The sequence below is a fragment of the Tundrisphaera macrotermitis genome, from assembly GCF_051175315.1.
Lineage (GTDB): Bacteria > Planctomycetota > Planctomycetia > Isosphaerales > Isosphaeraceae > Tundrisphaera.
Genome location: NZ_CP195100.1, coordinates 1743778 through 1765152, shown reverse-complemented (window position 1 = coordinate 1765152; position 21375 = coordinate 1743778). Strand labels below are relative to the sequence as shown.

20 protein-coding genes are annotated in these 21375 nt (G+C 69.7%); 12 read left to right on the top strand and 8 right to left on the bottom strand.

The annotated features are described in order from the left end of the window. The first annotated feature begins 135 nt into the window (after nucleotides 1–135). The 4 genes from TA3x_RS07420 (at nucleotide 136) to TA3x_RS07405 (ending at nucleotide 3886) form a co-directional block, all read left to right on the top strand. Nucleotides 136–1560: an ascorbate-dependent monooxygenase gene (locus tag TA3x_RS07420; protein ID WP_435019796.1), complete on the top strand. Its 1425-nt coding sequence runs from the start codon at nucleotides 136–138 to the stop codon at nucleotides 1558–1560. A gap of 72 nt (nucleotides 1561–1632) precedes the next feature. Beyond that, nucleotides 1633–2484: a DUF72 domain-containing protein gene (locus TA3x_RS07415; RefSeq protein WP_435019794.1), complete on the top strand. Its 852-nt coding sequence runs from the start codon at nucleotides 1633–1635 to the stop codon at nucleotides 2482–2484. An 8-nt stretch (nucleotides 2485–2492) separates the two neighbouring features. Then, complete coding sequence (locus TA3x_RS07410) at nucleotides 2493–2801, top strand: hypothetical protein (RefSeq protein WP_435019793.1); 309 nt, start codon at nucleotides 2493–2495, stop codon at nucleotides 2799–2801. 32 nt (nucleotides 2802–2833) lie between these two features. Beyond that, nucleotides 2834–3886, top strand: coding sequence for an aldo/keto reductase (locus TA3x_RS07405; protein ID WP_435019791.1), 1053 nt, complete (start codon nucleotides 2834–2836; stop codon nucleotides 3884–3886). Between the two features lie 701 nt (nucleotides 3887–4587). Here the strand turns inward: TA3x_RS07405 and TA3x_RS07400 are convergent. The 4 genes from TA3x_RS07400 to TA3x_RS07385 all read right to left on the bottom strand — a co-directional run bounded on the left by TA3x_RS07400 (nucleotide 4588) and on the right by TA3x_RS07385 (nucleotide 7969). Further along, nucleotides 4588–5256 carry an RNA polymerase sigma factor gene (locus TA3x_RS07400; protein ID WP_435019789.1) on the bottom strand — a complete coding sequence of 223 codons (669 nt, stop codon included), beginning with the start codon at nucleotides 5254–5256 and terminating at the stop codon, nucleotides 4588–4590. 429 nt (nucleotides 5257–5685) lie between these two features. Further along, nucleotides 5686–6177 (bottom strand): hypothetical protein, encoded by a 492-nt coding sequence (locus tag TA3x_RS07395; protein ID WP_435019787.1) that lies wholly within the window; start codon nucleotides 6175–6177, stop codon nucleotides 5686–5688. 842 nt (nucleotides 6178–7019) lie between these two features. Continuing rightward, nucleotides 7020–7436: a hypothetical protein gene (locus TA3x_RS07390; protein ID WP_435019785.1), complete on the bottom strand. Its 417-nt coding sequence runs from the start codon at nucleotides 7434–7436 to the stop codon at nucleotides 7020–7022. A gap of 149 nt (nucleotides 7437–7585) precedes the next feature. Then, nucleotides 7586–7969, bottom strand: coding sequence for a hypothetical protein (locus tag TA3x_RS07385; protein WP_435019783.1), 384 nt, complete (start codon nucleotides 7967–7969; stop codon nucleotides 7586–7588). Nucleotides 7970–8214: 245 nt separating this feature from the next. Between TA3x_RS07385 and TA3x_RS07380 the strand changes: the two genes are divergently transcribed. Continuing rightward, nucleotides 8215–10194, top strand: a complete 1980-nt coding sequence (locus TA3x_RS07380) for an Nramp family divalent metal transporter (RefSeq protein WP_435019782.1) — start codon at nucleotides 8215–8217, stop codon at nucleotides 10192–10194. A gap of 54 nt (nucleotides 10195–10248) precedes the next feature. Beyond that, nucleotides 10249–10779 (top strand): GNAT family N-acetyltransferase, encoded by a 531-nt coding sequence (locus TA3x_RS07375; RefSeq protein WP_435022311.1) that lies wholly within the window; start codon nucleotides 10249–10251, stop codon nucleotides 10777–10779. 10 nt (nucleotides 10780–10789) lie between these two features. Here TA3x_RS07375 and TA3x_RS07370 read toward each other — a convergent pair whose 3' ends face one another. The 4 genes from TA3x_RS07370 to TA3x_RS07355 all read right to left on the bottom strand — a co-directional run bounded on the left by TA3x_RS07370 (nucleotide 10790) and on the right by TA3x_RS07355 (nucleotide 15688). Further along, complete coding sequence (locus TA3x_RS07370; protein WP_435019780.1) at nucleotides 10790–12247, bottom strand: carboxypeptidase-like regulatory domain-containing protein; 1458 nt, start codon at nucleotides 12245–12247, stop codon at nucleotides 10790–10792. A 256-nt stretch (nucleotides 12248–12503) separates the two neighbouring features. Continuing rightward, nucleotides 12504–14057, bottom strand: a complete 1554-nt coding sequence (locus tag TA3x_RS07365) for a carboxypeptidase-like regulatory domain-containing protein (RefSeq protein ID WP_435019778.1) — start codon at nucleotides 14055–14057, stop codon at nucleotides 12504–12506. Between the two features lie 119 nt (nucleotides 14058–14176). Continuing rightward, nucleotides 14177–14482, bottom strand: coding sequence for a hypothetical protein (locus TA3x_RS07360; RefSeq protein WP_435019776.1), 306 nt, complete (start codon nucleotides 14480–14482; stop codon nucleotides 14177–14179). Nucleotides 14483–14620: 138 nt separating this feature from the next. Continuing rightward, entirely contained in the window at nucleotides 14621–15688 is a 1068-nt protein-coding gene (locus TA3x_RS07355; protein WP_435019774.1) for a DUF1559 domain-containing protein, read from the bottom strand. 280 nt (nucleotides 15689–15968) lie between these two features. Here TA3x_RS07355 and TA3x_RS07350 point away from each other — a divergent pair, with 280 nt between their 5' ends. The 6 genes from TA3x_RS07350 to TA3x_RS07325 are packed head-to-tail and all read left to right on the top strand — an operon-like array spanning nucleotide 15969 to nucleotide 21354. Continuing rightward, complete coding sequence (locus tag TA3x_RS07350) at nucleotides 15969–17228, top strand: M16 family metallopeptidase (RefSeq protein WP_435019772.1); 1260 nt, start codon at nucleotides 15969–15971, stop codon at nucleotides 17226–17228. Between the two features lie 51 nt (nucleotides 17229–17279). Further along, nucleotides 17280–18518: a M16 family metallopeptidase gene (locus TA3x_RS07345; RefSeq protein ID WP_435019770.1), complete on the top strand. Its 1239-nt coding sequence runs from the start codon at nucleotides 17280–17282 to the stop codon at nucleotides 18516–18518. A gap of 15 nt (nucleotides 18519–18533) precedes the next feature. Then, nucleotides 18534–19118: a Uma2 family endonuclease gene (locus TA3x_RS07340; protein WP_435019768.1), complete on the top strand. Its 585-nt coding sequence runs from the start codon at nucleotides 18534–18536 to the stop codon at nucleotides 19116–19118. A gap of 7 nt (nucleotides 19119–19125) precedes the next feature. Beyond that, nucleotides 19126–19713, top strand: a complete 588-nt coding sequence (locus tag TA3x_RS07335; RefSeq protein WP_435019766.1) for a Uma2 family endonuclease — start codon at nucleotides 19126–19128, stop codon at nucleotides 19711–19713. Nucleotides 19714–19723: 10 nt separating this feature from the next. Continuing rightward, a complete protein-coding gene (locus TA3x_RS07330; protein ID WP_435019764.1) occupies nucleotides 19724–20782 on the top strand; it encodes a sialidase family protein in 1059 nt (352 codons plus the stop codon). Beyond that, nucleotides 20779–21354 (top strand): Uma2 family endonuclease, encoded by a 576-nt coding sequence (locus TA3x_RS07325; protein ID WP_435019762.1) that lies wholly within the window; start codon nucleotides 20779–20781, stop codon nucleotides 21352–21354. Before TA3x_RS07330 ends, TA3x_RS07325 begins: the two co-directional genes overlap by 4 nt. Nucleotides 21355–21375: the final 21 nt, after the last annotated feature.

Here is a 21375-nt window from a genome sequence, read left to right as displayed (position 1 = left end):
ACTGAACGAATGTATCAAGCAACTGGCGTGCCCGGGATCGGTCGATTCGCGAAACCGGGGGGCAGCCGGCCGGGTACAACGACCGGGGCGGGATGTGTCCCGCGACCCGAACTGACATCCAAGGATCGAAATTTCATGCGACGAGGCACCGCGATCGGGCTGCTGCTGACGGCCGGGGCCGCCTTCCTGGGCGGATCCCCGGCCCGGGGCGAGGCGCCCACCTATCACCGGGACGTGGCGTCGATCCTCCAAAGCAACTGCCAGGACTGCCACCGGCCCGGCCAGGTCGCCCCGTTCGCCCTGACGACGTATGAGCAGGCCCGCAAGCGTGCCGGCGACCTCGCCCACGTCACGGGCGAGCGGCTCATGCCGCCGTGGCCGGCGTCAACAAAGGTGGGCGGGCCGTTCCGCGACCAGAGGATCCTGTCCGACGCCGACATCGCGACCCTCAAGGCCTGGGCCGACGCCGGGTGCCCGGAGGGGGATCCCAAGGATGCGCCCGCGCCCCGCGAGTTCGCCGGCGACTGGCCGCTGGGCCCGCCCGACCTGATCCTGACCATGCCCGAGCCCCGCTCACTCTCCGCCGAGGGGGACGACGAGTTCCGCGTGTTCGTCCTGCCGACCGACTTCCCGTCCGATCGGTGGATCCGGGCGGTGGACTTCAAGCCGGGCAACCGCAAGGTCGTCCACCACGTGATCGCGGCCATCGATTCCTCGGGCCGGGCCCGTGAACTCGACGCCAAGGACCCGGGCCCGGGCTACGAGGCGGTCGGTGGGTTCGGCGACGGCGTCCCCCTGCGCGGGTTCTTGCCGATCTGGACCCCGGGCAGCCGCCCGCGCTATGCCCCGGAGGGGGCGGGATACATCCTGCCCAGCAAGGCCGACGTCCTGATCCAGATGCATTACCACAAGAGCGGCAAGCCGGAGACCGACGCCACCTCGATCGGCCTCTACCTGTCCGACAAGCCTTTGGCGAAGCAGGTCCGCACCGGGTTCGTCTTCCCCGAGGTTCCGCCCCTCCAGGGCCTCAAGATCATGGCGAAGGCCCGGGCGATGGCGGCCGAAGGCAAGCGGCCTGGCCTGGACGAGATGCTCCGGGATGTCCTGGTCATCCCGCCCGGATCGACCGAATACACGGTCAAGGGGAACACCCGGGCCGGGATGATGGGGGGCAAGCCGCTCTCTCGCGACATCCTCCTGACCGCCGTGATGCCCCACATGCACTGGCTCGGCAAGGACTTCCGGTTCGACGCCGTCCTGCCCGACGAGGCCGGGACGCGGATCCCCCTGATCCAGATCGACCGCTGGAACTTCAACTGGCAGGGGACGTATGCGCTGGTCGAGCCGATCCGCCTGCCCAAGGGGGCCTGGTTCGAGATGACGGCCCACTTCGACAACTCGGCCGACAACCCGGCCAACCCGTCGAGCCCGCCGAAGCTGGTCCACTGGGGCGAGCAGACCAACGACGAGATGTGCATCGGCATCTACGACTTCATCCCGCTCGACACCCCCAAGCCGGCCGATGCCAGGCCCGAGGTCAAGGCCGTCGGCGGCCAGTGAACCGGCGGGCCATCGGGAAACGGGTCGACGTTGCCCCCTTCCCGATGGCCCGCGTCTTCATATACTGGGCGCATGAACGTACCGGCCCACCCGATCTGGATCGGATGCAGCGGCTGGAGCTACCCCGACTGGGCCGGCCCCTTCTACCCCGATGGGATGAAGGCGGGCGAGTTCCTCGAGTGGTACGCCGACCGCTTCCCGATCGTCGAGGTCGACAGCACTTTCTACCGGATCCCCTCGGCCGCGATGGTCCGGGGCTGGCGCGACCGCACGCCCCAGGGCTTCCGGTTCGCGCTCAAGGTCCCCCAGGTCATCACCCACCAGAAGCAGTTGCGCGACTGCCAGGACGAGGTCGATGCCTTCGTCGGGTCGATCCTCCCGCTGGGTGAGAAGCTGACGGCGGCGTTGCTCCAGCTCGGTTACTTCAACCGGGGGGCATTCGCGTCGCTCGACGACTTCCTGGCCGTGCTCGACGACTTCCTGGCCCACTGGCCCCATCATCAGGTGCCGCTGGCCGTCGAGGTCCGCAACCCGCGATGGGTGGGGGCGAAGCTGGTCGAGGTGCTCCGCGACCATAACGCCGCCCTGACCCTGACCGAGCAGACCTGGATGCCCCGCCCGGCGCAGGTGGCGGCGGAGGTCGACCCGGTGACCGGCCCCCTGGGGTTCGTCCGCCTGCTGGGCGACCGCGAGTCGATCGAGAAGATCACGACCACCTGGGACAAGGTCGTGGTCGACCGCTCGGCCGAGCTGGCCGAGACCGCCGGGGTGATCCGCGACATGGCCGCGCGGGTGCCGGTGGCCGTGTTCCTGAACAACCACTATGCCGGCCATTCCCCGGCGACCGCCCGCGACCTCCGCGCCCTGCTGGGCCAGGCCGAGCCGTCCCCGCCGCAGAGGCCCCGCACCACCCTGTTCGACTGACCGAGGCGATGGACAAGCAACGGGAAATCTACTGGCGACGCCGGCTCGGCCGGCTCCGGCTCGACGCCGAGCCGATCGCCGACCAGCTGGAACGGCATCGGAGAGCCACGATCGCCCTGACGGCGATCCCGGCCGGCATCGGCCTGATCTTCCTCCTGATCTTCGCCGGATTCGGCCGCCCCGACGTCGGGGCTGCGGTCGTCGGCCTGCTGGTCGCGCCCATCGTGGCCCTGGCCTGGTTCGACTTCGCCCGGCTGCGGGCCGGGGCGCAGGCCTATCTCCGGGAACGGGAGCACGACGCCCCGACCCCCTACTGACCGCCCGGCCAACCGAAGGGATGCGAGCCCCCATGCCGCTCACCGACTTCCGCACCCTGGGCCGATCCGGCCTGGTCGTCAGCCCGCTCTGCCTGGGGACGATGACCTTCGGCACCCCGAGGTGGGGATCGTCCGACGAGGCGTCCGAGTCGATCTTCCGGGCCTACGTCGAGGCCGGCGGTAACTTCATCGACACCGCCGACGTCTATGCCAGGGGACGCAGCGAGGAACTGATCGGCCGGTTCATCGAGGCCGGGAGCCTCCGGGATCGGCTGGTGGTCGCGACCAAGTTCGGCTTCCACGGCGGGACGCCGGGCAATCCCAACGCCGGAGGCAACGGACGCAAGAACGTCCATCGCGCCCTGGAAGGGTCGCTCCGTCGGCTCCGCACAGACTACGTCGACCTCTACTGGATTCACGTCTACGACCTCGTCACGCCGGTTGAAGAGGTCATGCAGACGCTCGGCGACCTGGTGCGGGCGGGCAAGATCCGCTACTTCGGCCTGTCGGACATGCCCGCCTGGTACGCGGCGAAGGCCGCCACTCTGGCCTCGGCCCATTCGATCCCCGGGCCGATCGCCCTGCAGCTCGAATACTCCCTGGTCGAGCGGAGCATCGAGCGCGAGCACCTGCCCGCCGCGCGGGAGTGCGGCCTCGGCGTGGTGCCTTGGAGCCCCCTGGCCGCCGGCTTCCTGGCCGGCAAGTACCGCCGCGAGGGGGAGAAGGCGGCCGGCGAGGGCCGGCTCATCGGCAGCAACCCGTTCGGGGATTCCAAGTTCACCGACCGCAACTGGCGGGTCCTGGACACGCTCCGCGCGGCGGCCGCGGAGGTCGACCGGCCGATGGCGCAGGTCGCGCTGGCCTGGGCCTCGGCCCGGCCGGGCATCACCTCGCCGATCCTGGGGGCCAGCACGGTCGAGCAACTGCACGACAACCTGGCCTCGCTGGAGATCCGCCTGTCGGCCGAGCAACTCCAGGCCCTCGACGCGGGCAGCGCCCTGGAGCCATGCTTCCCCTACCCGATCTTCACGCCTCAAGTGAATCGGGTTGTGTTCGGAGGCGCGACCGTCCGGAGCTGGGATTAAGGAGGTTCGCCAAAATCACCCAGCCAGGACGGATTTCGGAGGGCCAGTCGCGGGTAGTGCGAGTCCTTCCCGCAAGATTAGCATCAATGGCGTTTGACCAGTCCAAGGGCGTCGAATGAGTCGGCGGTCAAACGGAGCGGATAGCCGAGCGTCGTGAGGTAAGAGGACCATGACCCCCAGGCCGACGAGACTCAGCCGTCAAATTCAGTTCTGGGGGCCGGCACTCTTGATGACGCCTCTGAGTTGGATCACCGGGCTCATCTTGCTGACTGAGAGGCATGGGGAAACCTACGCCCGATTTGCAGTCCTGGCCTCATACGGAGCGTTCGTCGGCCTACTCCTCTGGATGACGTATCGTGCAGCGAGCCGACGCAGGGATGGACTTGCCGCGTTCATCATGGGCATAGTCCCGGTTGTGGCTGCTCAGAAGCATGGGAGTCTTTGGGATGAGCTGGGTCGTAGCGCCTTTCAGCTGGGGCTCATGGCTCCCATGCTCTATGGCGTCGGCTTGTATGCACGCAGAAGGACAAAAGTGACCCCGCCGAACAGCGATGCCGATTTGATTTGACCGCCGGCAGATCCCGGTCTACCAACCCAATTGAGTTGCGATACGATCCACTCTGGCCGGATGATGTTGGCGAACCTCCCAAGCCGCGGAGGAGCCCCCGGCCCTCGCCGGGGGGCGAGGGCCGGGGTCGGGATCAGAAGTAAGACTCTTCGGAGACGCCGACGAGTTCGGCTTCCTCCTCGGGCTCGTCGTCGCACCACTCGGAGGCGTCGGCCGCGCCGGCCTGGAGTTCGGCCTTGAGCCGCTTCCGGGCGGTGTGGAGGCGCCGTTTGATGGTGCCGATCGGGGTGTCCAGCCCCTCGGCGATCTCGATCAGGGACTGGCCCCGGATGTAGAACGCCACCAGGGTCTCGCGGTCGAGGTCCTTGAGCCGCTCCAGCCCGGCCCACAGCTTCTGGGCCCGCTCGCGGGCGATCAGCTCGTCGAGCGGGGCGCCGTGGCGCTCGGTGCCGGCGGCTTCGAGGATCTCGGTTTCGACGGTGGGGGGCTGGACCCGGCGGGTCGCCCGATTGATCGCCATCCGGGCCGCGACCTGGCGGAGCCAGCCGGCGAACCGCTCGGGTTCGCGGAGCTGGTCGAGCCGCTTCATGACGTGGAGGAAGACCTCCTGCGTCAGCTCCAGCGCCTCGCTGGAGTTGCCCAGCCGGCGGAGGCAGATGGCGTGCACGGTCCGCTCGAACTGCTCGACCAGCTCGCCGAAGGCGGCGCGGTCGCCATCCTGGGCGCGGACGACCAGGTCGGCCAGCTCGGACCACTTCGATTCCCCGACGGTAGACGCGTGACAATCCAAGGTCGCGATCACGGAAATTCGCCCCCCCATCCCCTGGGGTTCGACGTCCGATCGGCCGCGGGCCGGCCTCGCGGGGCGAGGTCTCGGCGGGCGCGGGCGGACGCCGCTGCGGAACACGGTCCGGGCGCCCTCCGATCGGGGTATCCTGCGAGGCGGCGAGGGCGCGGCCCGGGCGCGGGCGGCGCACATCGACCTCGGCACGGACACGCCGGGGACGGCGACCGACGGTGACGGCTGGGGCGCGGCGTCCATCGATCCGGGCCGAAGGTCTCGGCCAAAACCAATGCTCGCCCGCGCGGGCCAAACCGCCCGGTCAGGACCGGGGTCCGCGGCGATCGAGGCACGGGCCCTGCCCCATCAGGGCGGCCCGGCACCGCGACCATTCGCGACGACCCATCGGTAGTGATCTGGGGGTTCGGCTCTCATCCCCCGAGGCCACGCTTATGGCGCGGCGTCGGAGACCATGGCAGCTCGGGCCAATCGGCCCGCCAATCCCATCTCGGGTCGGCGGCAGCTCGCGAGGGGTAGCCTCGCGAGGCGACTCGGGGATAGGACCGGCGGGGCGACGCACCGTCCGGGTTGGCTGACGACTGTGTCGACAACCGGCCTGACGACGACGAACGCATCGGCGACGAGCGGGACCTGGGCCCATGCCTGCTGGCCCGAACCGGGCCACGAGGTCAGGGGCGATGAACCGGAGGCCTTCGCCATCTTCGGTTCCAACGGTTTGGGATCCGCCATCGGCGGAATATCAAACCGAATGGATACCGGATAGCGTACGGCCCCGGCGCGCACGGCGGCATGTGGGGCGGCGTGGGCGTGGCGCAGGGTCTCGTTGCCGATGTTGGCGTTCGCGACGAGGGCGAACGACCGCGTGCCGAGGTTCAGCCGGGTGGAATTGGCCGAGAGCGTCCGGTTCGTGCGGTTCAACATGGCAAGACCCTCACTCCGCCACGCGGGGGCGGGTTGGAGATGCCCGGCGACGGTCGCCGTCGGGCCATTCGCCCCGGCGTTCAGGCCGGGGCATCGATCAAGGCAGACGAGGGCTCAACCCCTCGGGCGCAGACAAGTGGATGGGGGCCGCTTGGTTTCCCGATTCCTCGTGTCTACCGGCCGGGCCACACGCCCGACCTGGGTTCGATTCGCGGACTCTTGAGGGGCGACGGGATGAACGTTGTCCCCGCGTGTCCGCCGGTCTGACAGGGAACTCTTCGTCCGGGTTCGCGCGAAATCAAAAATGATTCCGAAATCCCACCAACCCGGCCCCTCGCGGCTCCGATCGCCGGCGAGAGGTGCACTGTTGTACTCGAAAGGCCTCGTTCGGATCAAGAGGTTATTGGGGGCCGAAGTCGTGGCGGGTATCGCTCTCGATTCCGTGGGTCTGGGCCGCCCGCTGGCGTGACGGGACGATCCCGACGCCCTGGAGGCGGGGTAATGGGGCGGACGCCCACGGCCCGAACCGATCCGCCAGGCGTCCCTCCCGGGACGGTCGTCGGCCATGGCCCGCCCGGACGTGCCGAAGCGACGCCCTCCGGGAGGACGATCGGGGGCCGGGGGCATCGGGCGAGGTGAGCGGCTGCATCGCCGGGACCACGCCCCTCGTCGGCCACCTCGGCCGGCGGAGGGAGGTCGCGGGGCGGTCCTGGTGCGCCGGCCGGATGGAGGGGATGGCGTCGAGGATGCTGAGGGGCGACGCGTCGGGGTGGGCCGGCCTCGGTTCGAGGCCGGCCGGAGGATGTCCGGGATCGAGAGCGACACCCGGCGACGATCGGGGGTCAGCCCGGGGGGAGGTCCGGGCCGAAGCCCGGGGCGTAGACGCCGATCGGCGGGCCGTAGCGGACCGGGCCGGGCGCGTAGGGATAGGGGAAGGTGCGGTACGAATTGGGGGCGCCGTAGACCGAGCCCTCGCCCGCGCCCGGACGCCACAGGCCGATGCCGAACGGCCCGGGTGCGAACGTCGTGGGCTTGTAGCCGTAGCCGTACCCCGCCCCATACGGTGAGGAGAACTCGGAGTAGGTGCGGCGGCTGCCGTAGCTGGCCACTCCCCAGCTCGTCCCGAAGGTCGAGCCGTCCTTCACCCCGTCGAGCCGATACTGGGCCGTGTACCCGCCGTAGATCGCCTGGGCCTCGGCCCGCACCGGGGCGATGGCCGCGCAGAACACCATCGCGAGCAGTCCCGTCCGGCGATGCATACCCTCACCCCCCGAATCGTTCGTGGTGCCAATCCCGGAACAACAGGGAGTATAGTCCGCGCGTCCGGCGTGGGCCGGCTTCGAACGCGAAGACGGGCGGCTTTTGGCCGCCCGTTTTCGGACAATCCGATCAATCGATCCCGATTCGCTCAGCGGCGGAACCCGCCGTAGCCGCGGAACGGGCCGGGCCGGAAGCCGGGGCCGGGGCCAAAGCCGGGGCCGCCCCGGAATCCGCGGTAGAAGGGAGGGGGCGGCGGGGGCGGGGGCGGGCCGAAGCCCCGATAGCCAGAGCTGTAGACGAACGGCGCCCCCACGACCGGGGCCGTCACGATCGGCGCCCCGTAGAGCCCGCCCACGCCGTAGCCATAGGACGAAAACGAGTTGTAGCTGTAGCCGTAGGCGGGGGCCCCGATGGACAGGCCCGAACCCAGGTAGGGGTTTCCGATCGTCAGGCTGAACTGGGCCTTGGCCGTGTCGGCCATCCCGATGACCATCCCGCACGCCAGGATCAATCCCCACATGCGACGCGTCATGATGTGCTCCCAATGTTGGCAATCGAATCATCCGATCCGGAAGTGAGGATCGATTGACATGGCCGGTAGAGGCTGCACAATTCGTGCCGACGGCTACTAAAGAAAGTTTTGGTGGACCGAAAAACTGAATGGTGGTTGAGGTTGGTCCGTCCTGCGATTTGCCTAAAAGCGACTTGTGGCCGGTCTAGAGCCCTGTTAAGGTATTGGCATTCTTACGCCCGAGGAGCTGGATGGGGAGGGATTTGATGCCCGTGAATGAGGATGTGGTCGACGGCCGCAGGTCGCTGGAAGACGTCCATGGCACGGTCCCAGTGTCGCAACGCCATCCTCTCGGGCGATTGTTCGCGTACCTGGGGCCCGCCTACCTGGTCAGCGTCGGCTACATGGACCCGGGCAACTGGGCGACGGACCTGGAGGGCGGGGCCCGGTTCGGCTATGCGTTGATCTGGGTCCTGCTGATGTCCAACGCGATGGCGCTGGTGCTCCAGACGCTCTCGGCGCGGCTGGGCGTGGTGACCGGGCACGACCTGGCGCAGGCGTGCCGGGCCGAATATTCGCGGCCGATCAACATCGCGCTCTGGTTCCTGGCCGAGATCGCCATCGCCGCGTGCGACCTGGCCGAGGTGGTCGGCACGGTGATCGCGCTGAAGCTCCTGTTCGGCATCCCGATGCTCTGGGGGTGCCTGGTCACGGCGCTGGATACATTCGTGCTGCTGTGGCTCCAGCGGTTCGGCATGAAGAAGATGGAAGCCGTGATCCTGGTGCTGGTGCTGACCATCGGCGGCTGCTTCCTGGTGCAGATCTTCATGGCCGGGCCCGACCCGGCGGCGATCGTGCGTGGGGCCTGGCCGAGCCTGCCGCCCGGGGCGCTGTTCGTGGCCATCGGGATCCTGGGGGCGACGGTGATGCCCCACAACCTCTACCTGCACTCGGCCCTGGTGCAGACCCGGCGGATCGGCCCGGACCGTGCGAGCAAGGCCCAGGCGTGCCGCTACAACCTGTTCGACTCGGCCGTGGCGCTGAATCTGGCGCTGCTGGTCAACGCGTCGATCCTGATCGTCAGCGCCGCGGTGTTCCACGGCAAGGCCGAGGTGGCGAGCATCGAGGATGCCCACCGGCTGCTGGCGCCGTTCCTGGGGGCGGCGGCGCCGATCCTGTTCGGCGTGGCCCTGCTGTGCGCCGGGCAGAGCTCGACGCTGACCGGCACGCTGGCCGGGCAGATCATCATGGAGGGGTATCTCGACCTGAAGCTGGCCCCGTGGCTGCGGCGGGTGATCACCAGGAGCCTGGCCCTGGTGCCGGCCGTCGTGACGCTGTTGCTGGCCGGCGAGGGGGCGACGCAGCACCTGCTGGTGATGAGCCAGGTGGTGTTGAGCATGCAACTGGCCTTCGCGGTGATCCCCCTGATCCATTTCACGTCGAACCGCCGCAACATGGGCGAGTTCGCCACGCCGTGGTGGGGCCAGGTGCTGGCCTGGATCTCGGCGGCGATCATCGTATCCCTGAACCTGAAGCTGGTGCTGGACCAGATCAACGAGTGGGTCGATTCGGCGGCGGGCTCGGGCATCGCCGTCGGGCCGATCCCGCTGTCGTGGGTGGTGGCCGGCGCGGGCTATGGGCTGGCGGCGGCCGGGCTGGCGCTGCTGGGTTGGGTGACCGTCAAGCCGTTCGTCCGGCCGTCCCCGGCGTGGAAGCCGGCGCCGAGCGTCGAGCTGGACTGGGTGGATGCGCTCCGCCCGCGCCCGGTCACGACGATCGGCGTGGCCCTGGAGCACGGGCCCGGCGACGCGGAGATCCTGAGCCGGGCGTTGAGCCTGGCCCAGCCGGGCCGGACGTCGCTGGTGCTGCTGCACGTCGTGGACACGGTGACCACGCGGATGTACGGCGCGGAGACCCGCGACCGCGAGACCGACGCCGACAACCGCTACCTGTCGGAGGTGGCCGACGTCCTGACCGGGCGGGGCTATGCCACCCGATTCCACCTGCTCCACGGCCCCGACCGCGCCGGGATGCTGGTCGGCTACCTCCGCAAGGAGCCGGTGGACCTGCTGGTGGTGGGCTCGCACGGCCACCGGCTGGTCAGCGACCTCCTGTTCGGCCAGACGGTGGACAAGGTCCGCCACGGCCTGAGCATCCCGATGCTGGTGGCCCGCCCGGAACGCACGTCCGAAGCCCCGCCGGCCCCCGTTTCCGATCCGTTGACCTCGGCCGATCGGCTGTCATAAAATACGCCATCCACCAATCTCGGACCGGGTAGCGATGCGGACCGCATGGGCTCGATGGCGATCACCTACTACAAGCGGTTCCGGATGGAGATCGACCTGGACGGGTCGCTCGATCCTCCCCAACTCGCCCCGCCCTACCGCTGGGTGGGCTGGGATGAGGCCCTGGTCGACACCCACGCCGAGGTCAAATACCTCAGCTTCCGGGGGGAGATCGACGCCCACGTCTTCCCCTGCCTGGGGGAACGCCACGGCTGCCTCCGCCTGATGCGCGAGATCCGCCGCAAGCCGGGCTTCCTGGCCGTCTCCACCTGGCTGATCGCCGGCCCGGACGGCTTCTGCGGCACGGTCCAGGGGGTCATGGATCGCGGCCCGATCGGCGCGATCCAGAACCTCGGCGTCGTCCCGGCGTATCGCGGCCTCGGCCTCGGCCGCGCCCTGGTACGCCAGGCCCTGGAAGGCTTCTACCAGGCCGGCCTCCGCCGGGCCTACCTGGAGGTCACCGCCGAGAACGACTCGGCGGTGCAACTCTACCGCAAGATCGGCTTCCGCCGCTCCAAGACGCTGTACAAGGCCGTCGATCGCTGAGCCGGGGCGGTCAGGGGCCTCCCACCGCGTCTTTCAGGATCGGTACCGTGGTCCAGTGCTTCCGCCGGGCCTCGATGATCGTCGCCGGCGCGGGCGGTTCGCCGTCGGCCGGGACAGTCAGGGTCTGCTCCCCCTCGAAATCCGGGCCGTTCATCATGTGGAACGGCCCGTATCGGGCCCGGACCAGGTGTCCGTCGACCCGGGCCGTGTAGCGGCCCGGCGGGATGCGGGCCGTCCGGAAATTCCCTTCCAGGTCGCAGGCGACGATGTCCAGGAGGGGCGGGGCGCTCGGGATCCGACCGCCGCGCGGCCCCGTGATCACGGGCTCGATCCCGACGTAAAGCACCCTGGGCCGTTCCCCATCGGGGAGGCGTACCCGCCCCACCACGGGCCGGCCCTGATCACGCACGTAGTCGGCGTCGTGGGCCTGCCCGGCCTCGATCGTCATGAACCGCGCCTCGACGGAGTAGTCCTGCGGCTCGGCCGACCCGGCGATGACCTTGCGGCGGTCGATGCGGAACCTGCCGGGGGTGGCGTTCCGCACTACGATCTCGCCCGGGTTGGCGATGGTGAACGACCTCCGGACCGCCACGCGGGCCGATGCCTCCGCGGCTTCCATCGAGTAGAGGTCGAACTTCACCTCGGGCGGATCCCCTTCCAGGTCGACGCGGATGCGGAGCGTGGCCGGCTCCGGCAGGCTGATGGCGGCTTCATGCCCGGGCGCGGGCAGGGGGACGATGCAGTGATGGAACGTCGGTGCCGAGACGCCGATGGCGCCGGCCTCGTCGACGCCATCGAGCCGGAATCGCCCGTCGGCGTCGGCGGTGGCCCGCGTCAGTGAGGGGTCGAGCAGGCCTTGATCCGAACCCTCGCCGATCACGTCTTCGTGGATCGTCACCCGCCCTGAGTCCGGGCGAAGCAGGTAGAGCTTCGCCCCGGCCGCCGGCCGCCCGAGGTGGTCGACGACCCGTCCGACGACCGCCCGGCCCCGCTTCATCCGGATCACCATGTCGAACGTCATCCCGGCATCGAACCGATCGAGCGGCGCGAGGCTGATCGTCTCGACGGGCGTGGGCTCGTAGCCGTCGGCGAGGATGCGAAGCCCGTCGGTCGGGCCGTCGGGGTCCTCCCGATAAGAGATGCTGTAGTCGAACTCACCCCCGGGGTTGGGGGCATAGGCCCTCTTCCCGCCCTTCCGCGTGTGACTGCCGGGGACGATCCGGATCGAGTCGCTCCAGGTCGCCCGGGTCGGATCTCGCGACGCATCCTGGCGTGGCTGGACTCCGAACGCTTCGATCGGCCGGCCGGTCTCGTCGTCCACCACATGACCCCGGACGTTCACCCTCCTGACGTCGCCTCTCGGTGCCAGGGCGACGCCCATCAGGCGGCCCGGCACGAGCGTGACGCCCGCCACGGCGAGCCCAACCGTCCACCTGCCGACGAGCTTTTTGGTTCCGATCCGACGCATCGTGTCGCTCCCCGGTGTGATCTCGCGGCGATCGTATCTCGCGGGCGGCTTGGGATCGAAGGGATTCGCCGCTGCGTCGGGGCGTGGGGTAGTGGCATCGGCCTGCCCCTTCGAGAAGGCCCGACTCGTCGTGCCTGTCTACTCCGTCAATCCCGGATGCCGATGACCCTGCCACCCGGCCCGACGTGGGCATCATGAACGCAGCCTGTCCGCGGCGGTGGTCCTGGTAAGCCTGTGCGTCTACGCCACGCTCTGGTCACCGAGTCGGAGTCCCGCCGTCGGGCCGGCCTGAGCGGGCCGCGATCCCACCGGGCCTGGTTTGCCTTGCTGGGAAGGCTTCGAGCCGGACCGCGACGGCCGGGGCATCGCCTTCGGCGGGGAGGCTCGTCGTCGCCGAGCCGTTGAAGTCGATCGGCTCGATCGGAGAGAAGGGGCCGTACCTCGGCCCGCCCCGATATCCCACAGCCCGGATTTGATATTCGCCCGGCGGTACGCGGGCGGTGCGGAAGCCTCCGGCATCGTCGCAGGCGACCACATCAAGGAGGTCGCGGGTGAAGCCCAGGCGGCCCGGGTCCTTCAACGGGAGGGCCTCGATGCCGACGAAGATCATCCTGGCTGGATCGCCGGCGGGGCTGATCACCTTGCCGACGAGGGGACGGCCCGGCTTCCGGACGAGGTCGGCCAGGTTGTCGCGTCCCGACTCGAGATCGATGATCCGCGACTCCATACGGACATCCCAGCCCTGGGCCCCGACCATGACCCGCTTCTCGCGGGAGAGCTGGTAGGAGCCCGGGGCGATGTCCCGCAGGACGAGCTCGCCCGGGTTGCCGACCGTGAACGTCCGCCAGATGGTCAGGCCGTCGCCGGCGAACCGGTCGCCGCGAGGATACAGGCTGAGGCTGACCTCGCCTCCATCCCCCTCGATCTTCACCGGGATGCGGAGCGTCGCCGGTTCCGGGAGCCGGAGCACCACCTCCGCCCTCGGTTCGGGCACCGCCGTGAACCAGTGGCGGAAGGCCGGGGCGGAGACGCCGATCGTATGGGCGTCGCCGATGCCCGTCAGGCGGAAGCGGCCCTCGGCGTCGGCGGTGGCCCGCGTCACCGAGGGGTCGAGCAGGCCGGGGGCGAGCCCCTCGCCGATGATGTCGTCCCTGATCAGCATCCGCCCGGTGTTCGGCCGGAGCAGGTAGAGCCTCGCCCCGGATGCCGGCCGCCCGAGGTGGTCGATCACCGTGCCGACGATCGTCCGGCCCCGCTTCAGCCGCACCGTGAGTTCCATGGTCCGCCCGGCCTCCTCCAGGACGAACCGCTGGCCCTCGATGATTTCGGGCTCGTAGCCATCGGCGAGGATGCGGAGCCCGTCGACCTGCCGGCCCCCATCGGCCGGGACCTGGAGGAAGAGGTCGAACTTTCCTTCGGGGTTGCGGTCGACCGCAACCGCCTTCCAGTCCCGAACCATGAAGCTGCTGGGGACCAAACGGATCGAGGTGTCCCGGGTCGACCGGGTCGGGTCGTCGGCATCGGGCCGGCGTTTCTGAAATCCGAAGCCCTCGATCGGCCGGCCGGTCTCGTCGTCCACCACTCGGCCCTGGACGTGGACGCCCCGGCTGCCGGCGGGCTGCCGGCGGGGCCGGGCTGGCGCCCGGGGAGCCGGCGCGGCCTTCGGCGGCTCGGCGGCGGGCCTCTTGTCCCGATCGCCTGGCCGCTCCTGGGCGAGGGCTTGCGGGTTCTCGGGGAGGAGTGAGGACCCCGCCAAGGCCAGGCCCATGACCCAAGACCACACGATTCGTCCGGCGGCGATCCGACGCATGATGCCCCTCCCTGGATGGTATAGGGGCGATGCTATCCGGCGCCGTCGGTGAGATCAAAGGATTATTCGGCGTCTGGGCCGGGGCGAGGAGGGGTCGCCCCGGGCGATGAGATCCCGGTTCAGGTCGTGCCCTGCTCGCGGGCCTTGCGGATGGCGTCGTCGAGCTCGGGCATGGCGTCCTTGTCGCCCATGGGGCCGACGGTCTGGTTGCCGGCCGAGCCGCCCCCGGGCTCGGAGCCCAGCGGGCCGCCGAAGGCGCCGGGGATGGGGCCGGTGCCGCCGCCCGCGTCGGAGGTCGAGCGGCCGGTGCCGCCCCGTTCGAGGTCGCGGGGGTCGTCGTCCGGCTGCCCGCCCATCCCGTGGGCGCCCTGGCCGGAGCTGGTGTTCTTGGCGTTGCTGTCGTTGTGGGACGAGATGTTCGGCATCGTCGGGCTCCCGACTGGAGGGGGTAAGGAGGGCGGCCCCGATCGTCGATCGGGGCATTTCCGACCCTCGCCACATCGGGCCTGGCTCAGCAAGCCCCGTGCCGCTTGGCGAGCCGCGGAGCCGGAGACGCCGGGGGATCAGAGGCTGTCGGAGCCGATGACCTCGCCCCCGGCGACCGAGCCCAGGGCCCGCCAGGCGAACCCGTTGATTGTGCTCTTGACGAACCGGACCGAGCCGTCGCCCATCAGGGCGTTCACCCCGCCGGGGTGGTAGCTCCGGGCCGTGATCGCGGCGAAGTTGCCCGAGGTGGGGCCGGTCTTCTCGCGGCGGCTGTTCAGGTCCATCTCGACGAATTGCCCGTTCGGCCCGCCGGCGATCCGCTTGTTCGGCGGCCACGCGGTGGTGAAGCCGACGTGGTTCACGCTGGATTCGACCCACTCGACGTGCAACCCCTCCGCCACGCCATCGCGCAGGGCGCAGCCGCCGCCCCGGTACTCGGGGGCCACGGCGTACGGGTCGGCGTCCGGGGGCGGGACGTTGTCGGCGTTGTAGGTCTTGCCGGGGCCGAAGTTGGACAGGGTGCCGTCGGCCGTGCAATCGCGGTAGTAGGGCATGTACGCCTTGCACTCCGACATCCAGAGCGTGTTGCTCAGACCGTCGTTGAACTCGGCCATCCGGCGCGACTGGTTGGGCCCGAAGGCCGAGCGGTTGGACCGGTTCGAGTTCAGCCCGCCCCAGACGAACCAATCCCCCTCGCAATAGGCGTAGCTGGCCACGTTCATCCGCCCGCCCACGTTGTGGGTGAAGTCGGGCCGGACCTCGCTGGGGCAGACGAAGAGCTTGATGAAGATGCCCGTGACCGTCGTGTTCTGCCCGCCCGTCGAGTACATCTCGATGTCGAAGTTGATCCCGTTGAAGACCGGCCCCTGCTCGGCGAAGGGGAGGATGCGGGGATTGATGCCGAACGAGTTGGTGACGAACCCGGTGCCGGCCGGCCGGATGGCCAGCGCCGGGGGGAGGACGCCGGCGACCCCCTCGTAATTGTGGAGGGCGAGCCCCATCTGCTTGAGGTTGTTGACGCACTGCATCCGCCGCGCGGCCTCGCGCGCCGCCTGCACGGCGGGCAGCAGGAGGGCGATCAGCACGGCGATGATCGCGATGACCACCAGGAGTTCGATCAGGGTGAAGCCGGGTCGTCTCTTCATGGCGAGGTGGGCCTTTCGGTCGAGGGTCGGTTCGGGCGGGATGAGCCGTCCTAGGCAAAGGCCGTTCCGCCCGCCGTGACGTGAGGTATATCCATTGGTTGTATCGGTTTGCGGCCTGCGGCGCGAGCCCGGGATGAATTCGTTCGGGGAATATTTCGCCGCGCGTGGCGATTTCTTGACCGGGGCGGACCGGCATCGACGCGGGGGGGACCTCGGGCCATACTGGAGGGGTCCGGCGTCGGGGCGGCGCCGCGTTCCCCATTGCGCGAGGTGAGTGACCGTGGCCCAAGCGTCCGTTTCGCACCATGTTTATCCCAACGGCCTGGTCCTGGTCGCCGAGACGATGCCGGCCGTCCGGTCGGCGGCGTTCTCCTTCCTGGTGCCGGCCGGGGCCGCCTACGATCCCGAGGACGCGGGCGGCACGGCGTCGATGCTGAGCGAGTGGATCATGCGCGGGGCCGGCGACCGCGACAGCCGCGACCTCCTGACCGCGCTGGACACCCTGGGCGTGAGCCACGGCGAGGGGGCGCAGACCGTGCACTCCAGCGTGTCGGCGGCCACCCTGGGCACCAACATCATCCCGGCCCTGGAGATCTACGCCGACGTCCTGCTCCGCCCCCGGCTGGAGGACGACGAGGTCGAGCCGATTCGCGCCCTGGCCCTCCAGAACCTCCAGGGGCTGGAGGACGACCCGGGGTCGAAGGTCATCTACGAACTACGCAAGCGGCACTTCCCCGACCCCTGGGGCCGCCCCTCGCCGGGCACGCTGGAGGGCGTGGCCAACGCCACCCCGGACGGGATGCGGGCGTTCCACGCCAGGCACTACCGGCCCAACGGGGCGATCCTGGCCGTGGCCGGCGCGATCGACTTCCCGGCCCTGAAGGACGCCGTGGCCCGGCTGTTCGGCGACTGGGAGCCGGGGCCCGAGCCGGCCGTCCAGGTCCGGCCCGGCGGCCCCCGCCGCGACCACATCGCCAAGGAGACCCAGCAGACCCAGATCGCGCTGGCGTTCCCCACCGTGACCGTGACCCACCCCGACCACTACCAGGCCCGCGCCGCCATCGCCATCCTGGGCGGGTACGCCTCGGCCCGGCTGTTCACCGAGGTCCGCGAGAAGCGCGGCCTGTGCTATTCGGTCTATTCCAGCTACGAGAGCCAGCGCGACCGGGCGGCGGTGATCTGCTACGCCGGCACGTCGTCGGAGCGGGCCCAGGAGACCCTGGACGTGACCCTGGCCGAGATCCATCGGTTGGGCCAGGACGGGATCGACGCCGAGGAACTGGACATGATGCGGGCGGGGCTGAAAAGCTCGCTGGTCATGGCCCAGGAGTCGAGCATGAGCCGGTCGGGCTCGCTGGCCTCGGACTGGTACTACCTCGGCCGGGTCCGCCCACTGGACGAGATCGCCGGGGCCCTGGACGCCCTCACACCGGAGTCGGTCAGCGCCTTCGCCGCCGGCCAGAAGGCCGACGACCTCACGATCCTGACCCTTGGCCCCGCGCCGCTGGACCTGCCCCCCGAGGCCGGCCCCGCCGCCTGATCCGAGCCTCATCGAACGTCCATCGATCGCATCCTCCCGGAGACTCGTCCGTTGCGCTTCCACCACACCGTCCTGGACAACGGCCTCCAGGTGATCGCCGAGTTGAACGACCAGGCGCGCTCGGTCGCCTCGGGCTTCTTCGTCAAGGCGGGCAGCCGCGACGAGACCCGCGAGCTGGCCGGGGTCTCGCACTTCCTGGAGCACATGATCTTCAAGGGCACGCCCCGCCGCGACGCCCTGGCGGTGAACAAGGACTTCGACCGGGTCGGGGCCAAGCACAACGCCCAGACCTCGGAAGAAGACACGTTCTACCACTTCACCTGCCTGCCCGAGTACCTGCCCAGGGCCTTCGACGTCCTGGCGGACATCCTCCGCCCCAGCCTGCGGGCGGACGACTTCGAGACCGAGAAGAAGGTGATCGTCGAGGAAATCCTGATGTATCAGGATAGTGCCATGTCCGTGGCGTATGACGCCGCCAAGGCCCGGCATTTCGGCCCCCACCCACTCGGCCAGAGCATCCTGGGGACGGTCGAGTCGATCACGGCGATGGACGTCGATGCGATGCGCGGCTACTTCGCCCAGAAGTACAGCCCGGGCAATATCGTCCTGGGGTTCGCCGGCAACGGCGACTGGGACCAGCTGGTCGAACTGGCCCGCAAGCACTGCGGCGACTGGTCCGGCCCGCCCACCTCGCGCGAGGCCGTCCCCCCCCGCGGGACGAACTCGTTCGAGGCCCTGCTCCGCGCCGACGACCTCCAGCAACTGGTGATCGGGGTGTCCGACGCCCCGCCCCTGGAAGACGACGACCGCTACGCGGCGCAGCTTTTGGCGACGATCCTGGGCGACCACACCAGCTCCCGGCTCTACTGGGAGCTGGTCGACCCCGGCCACGCCGACGGCGCCGAGGTCTCCTACCAGGATTACAACCGGGCCGGGGCCTTCTTCACCTTCCTGAGCTGCGAGCCGGGCGACGTCCAGGATAACCTCGCCCGCGTCTCCGGCGTGCTCAAGGCGATGATGGCCGACGGCCCGACCGCCGACGAGCTGACCCAGGCCAAGAACAAGGTGATGGCCCGCACCGTCCTGCGGAGCGAGCGGCCGATGGGCCGGCTGGCCTCGCTCGGGTTCCACTGGACGTACCGCCGCGAGTACCAGTCGATCGAGAAGGAGCTGGAAGCCCTCCAGGGCGTCACGCTCGGCGATATCCGCCGCGTGCTGGACGCCTGGCCGCTGGCTCCGCTGACGCTGGTCTCGGTCGGCCCCACGACCGAGGTCCATCCCCCCTCCTGACCCCGAGGCCCGGCCATGAGCACGGCGACGCGGATCACCGTCGAGCAGTACGAGGCCATGATCGCGCGCGGCGATTTCGAGCCGCGCGAGGATCATCGCGTCGAATTGATCCGGGGCGAGATCGTCCCCAAGGACCCCGCACGACCCATGAGCCCGGCCGAGGAACCCCATTGCACCGCGTTGATCGAGCTCCAGAACTGGAGCTATGAGGTCACCCCCCGCGACCTGATCCAGCCGATCTTCCAGATGCCGGTCGGCATCCCCCTCCTGGACAGCGTGCCCGAGCCCGACGTCGCCTGGCTCCGCCGTCGCGTCTTCCGGGGTCGCAAGCCGGCCGTGGACGACGTCTTGCTGGTGATCGAGGTCTCGGACACGACCTTGCGCAAGGATCGCAAGACCAAGGCGGCGCTCTACGCCGAGGCCGGGGTTCAGGACTACTGGATCGTCAACATCCCCGGCCGGTGCGTCGAGGTCCGGCGCGACCCGGATGGGGCAACGTATCGCGACGTGTCGACCTTCGGGGCCGGCACCCAGGTCCGACCGCTCGCCCTGCCCGATGTGGCACTGGACGTGGATCGGCTGTTCCCCGAGCCCGAGTGAGCCCACCATGAGCACGGCGACGCGGATCACCGTCGAGCAGTACGAGGCCATGATCGCGCGCGGCGATTTCGAGCCGCGCGAGGATCATCGCGTCGAGCTGATCCGGGGCGAGATCGTCCCAAAGGACCCACGCGGACCGATGAGCCCAATCGACCCTCCCCATGGTTCCGCCGTCGACATCCTGAACGAGTGGAGCTTCGAGGTCCTCCCTCGCGGAATAGCCCGGGTTCGCGTCCAGGGCTCGCTGGGCATCCCGGAGCTGGACAGCGTCCCGGAGCCCGACCTCGCCTGGCTGGCCCGGAAGGATTACTCCAGGGGCCATCCCACCCCGGCCGTTGTGCTGCTGCTGATCGAGGTGTCCGATTCGAGCCTGCGCAAGGACCGGACGACCAAGGCGGCGTTGTATGCCGAGGCGGGCATCCGGGACTACTGGATCATCAACATCCCCGGCCGGTGCGTCGAGGTCCGGCGCGACCCGGATGGGGCAACGTATCGCGACGTGTCGACCTGGGGGGCCGGCACCCAGGTCCGGCCGCTCGCCCTGCCCGACGCGGCTCTGGACGTCGACCGACTGTTCCCCCAACCCGAAGAATGAGGAAGCGACCATGCGGACGAGGCGGATCGGCTGGGCCTGGATGGCGATGATCCTGGGCGCCTCGTCGGGCGCGATGGCCGAAGGGCCTAAGGGGGTGGTGGCTTCGGAGTTCGTCTTCGACGAGCCGCCGACGCCGTCGTGCCACGCGTCGACGATCGTCGAATTGCGGCCCGGGGTGCTGATGGCCGCGTGGTTCGCCGGCACCGCCGAGAAGAACCCCGACGTCGTGATCGACGTGGCGCGGTGGGAGGCGGGACGGTGGTCGAAGCCGGTGACCGTGGCCACCGGGGTCCAACCCTCGGGGCCGCGGATGCCGTGCTGGAACCCGGTCCTGTTCCGCCCCGATGGGGGGCCGATCCTCCTGTTCTACAAGGTCGGCCCAAGCCCGTCCGAGTGGTGGGGGGAACTCATCACCTCGGCCGACGAGGGGGCGACCTGGTCGACGCCGCGACGGCTGCCGGACGGCATCCTCGGGCCGATCAAGAACAAGCCGCTGCGGCTGCCCGACGGGGCCCTGCTCTGCCCGTCGAGCGTCGAGGACGACGCCCACGGCTGGCGGGTCTTCCTGGAAAGGACCCCCGACCTCGGCCGGACCTGGACCAAGGTTGGCCCGCTCAACGACGGCAAGATCATCGGCGCGATCCAGCCCAGCGTCCTGACGCATCCCGGAGGCCGGCTCCAGATCCTCTGCCGATCCGAGCAAGGCAAGATCGCCGAGTCCTGGTCCGACGACGGGGGCCTCACCTGGGGGCCGATGACCCTGACTCCCCTGCCCAACCCCAACTCCGGCACCGATGCCGTCACCCTGGCCGACGGCCGACACCTGCTGGTCTCCAACCCCACTGCCAAGGGGCGCACGCCGCTCCAGGTTTCCCTCTCCCCGGATGGCAAGGTTTGGACCCCTTCGGTCGTACTCGAAGACCAGCCCGGCGAATACTCCTATCCCGCCGCGATCCAGGCGAAGGACGGCCAGGTCCACATCACCTACACCTGGAAGCGGAAGAAGATCAAGCACGTCGCCCTCGACCCGGCCCTCCTGGGCCCGAACCCGAGCGAGGCCCGGCCATGAGCACGTCCACGCGGATCACCGTCGAGGAATACGCCGCCATGATCGAGCGCGGCGACTTCGAGCCGCGCGAGCAGCACCGCGTCGAGCTGATCCGGGGCGAGATCGTCCCCAAGGACCCGCGAGGCCCGATGAGCCCGATCAACTCGCCCCATATCGCAGCCCTCTTCGAACTGACCGACTGGAGCTATGAAGTCCTACCCCGCGGCCTCGCCCGGGTCAGCGTCCAGTCATCGGTCCAGATCGAGGCGTTGGACAGCGAGACCGAGCCCGACCTCGCCTGGCTCGCCCGCCGCGACTATCGGGCCGAGAAGCCGACCTCGGCCGACGTGCTCCTGGTGATCGAGGTGTCCGACACGACCCTGAAGAAAGATCGGACGACCAAGGCGGCGCTGTACGCCGAGGCGGGCATCCGGGACTACTGGATCGTCAACATCCCCGGCCGGTGCATCGAGGTCCACCGCGACCCGGAAGCCGCGGCCTATCGGAGCATCACCCCGTACGCCGACGCCGAGGTCGTCCATCCCCTGGCGGTTCCGGGGGCGGCCCTGCCCGTCGCCCGGATCTTCCCCTGAATCAATCGAGCGAGGCCCGGC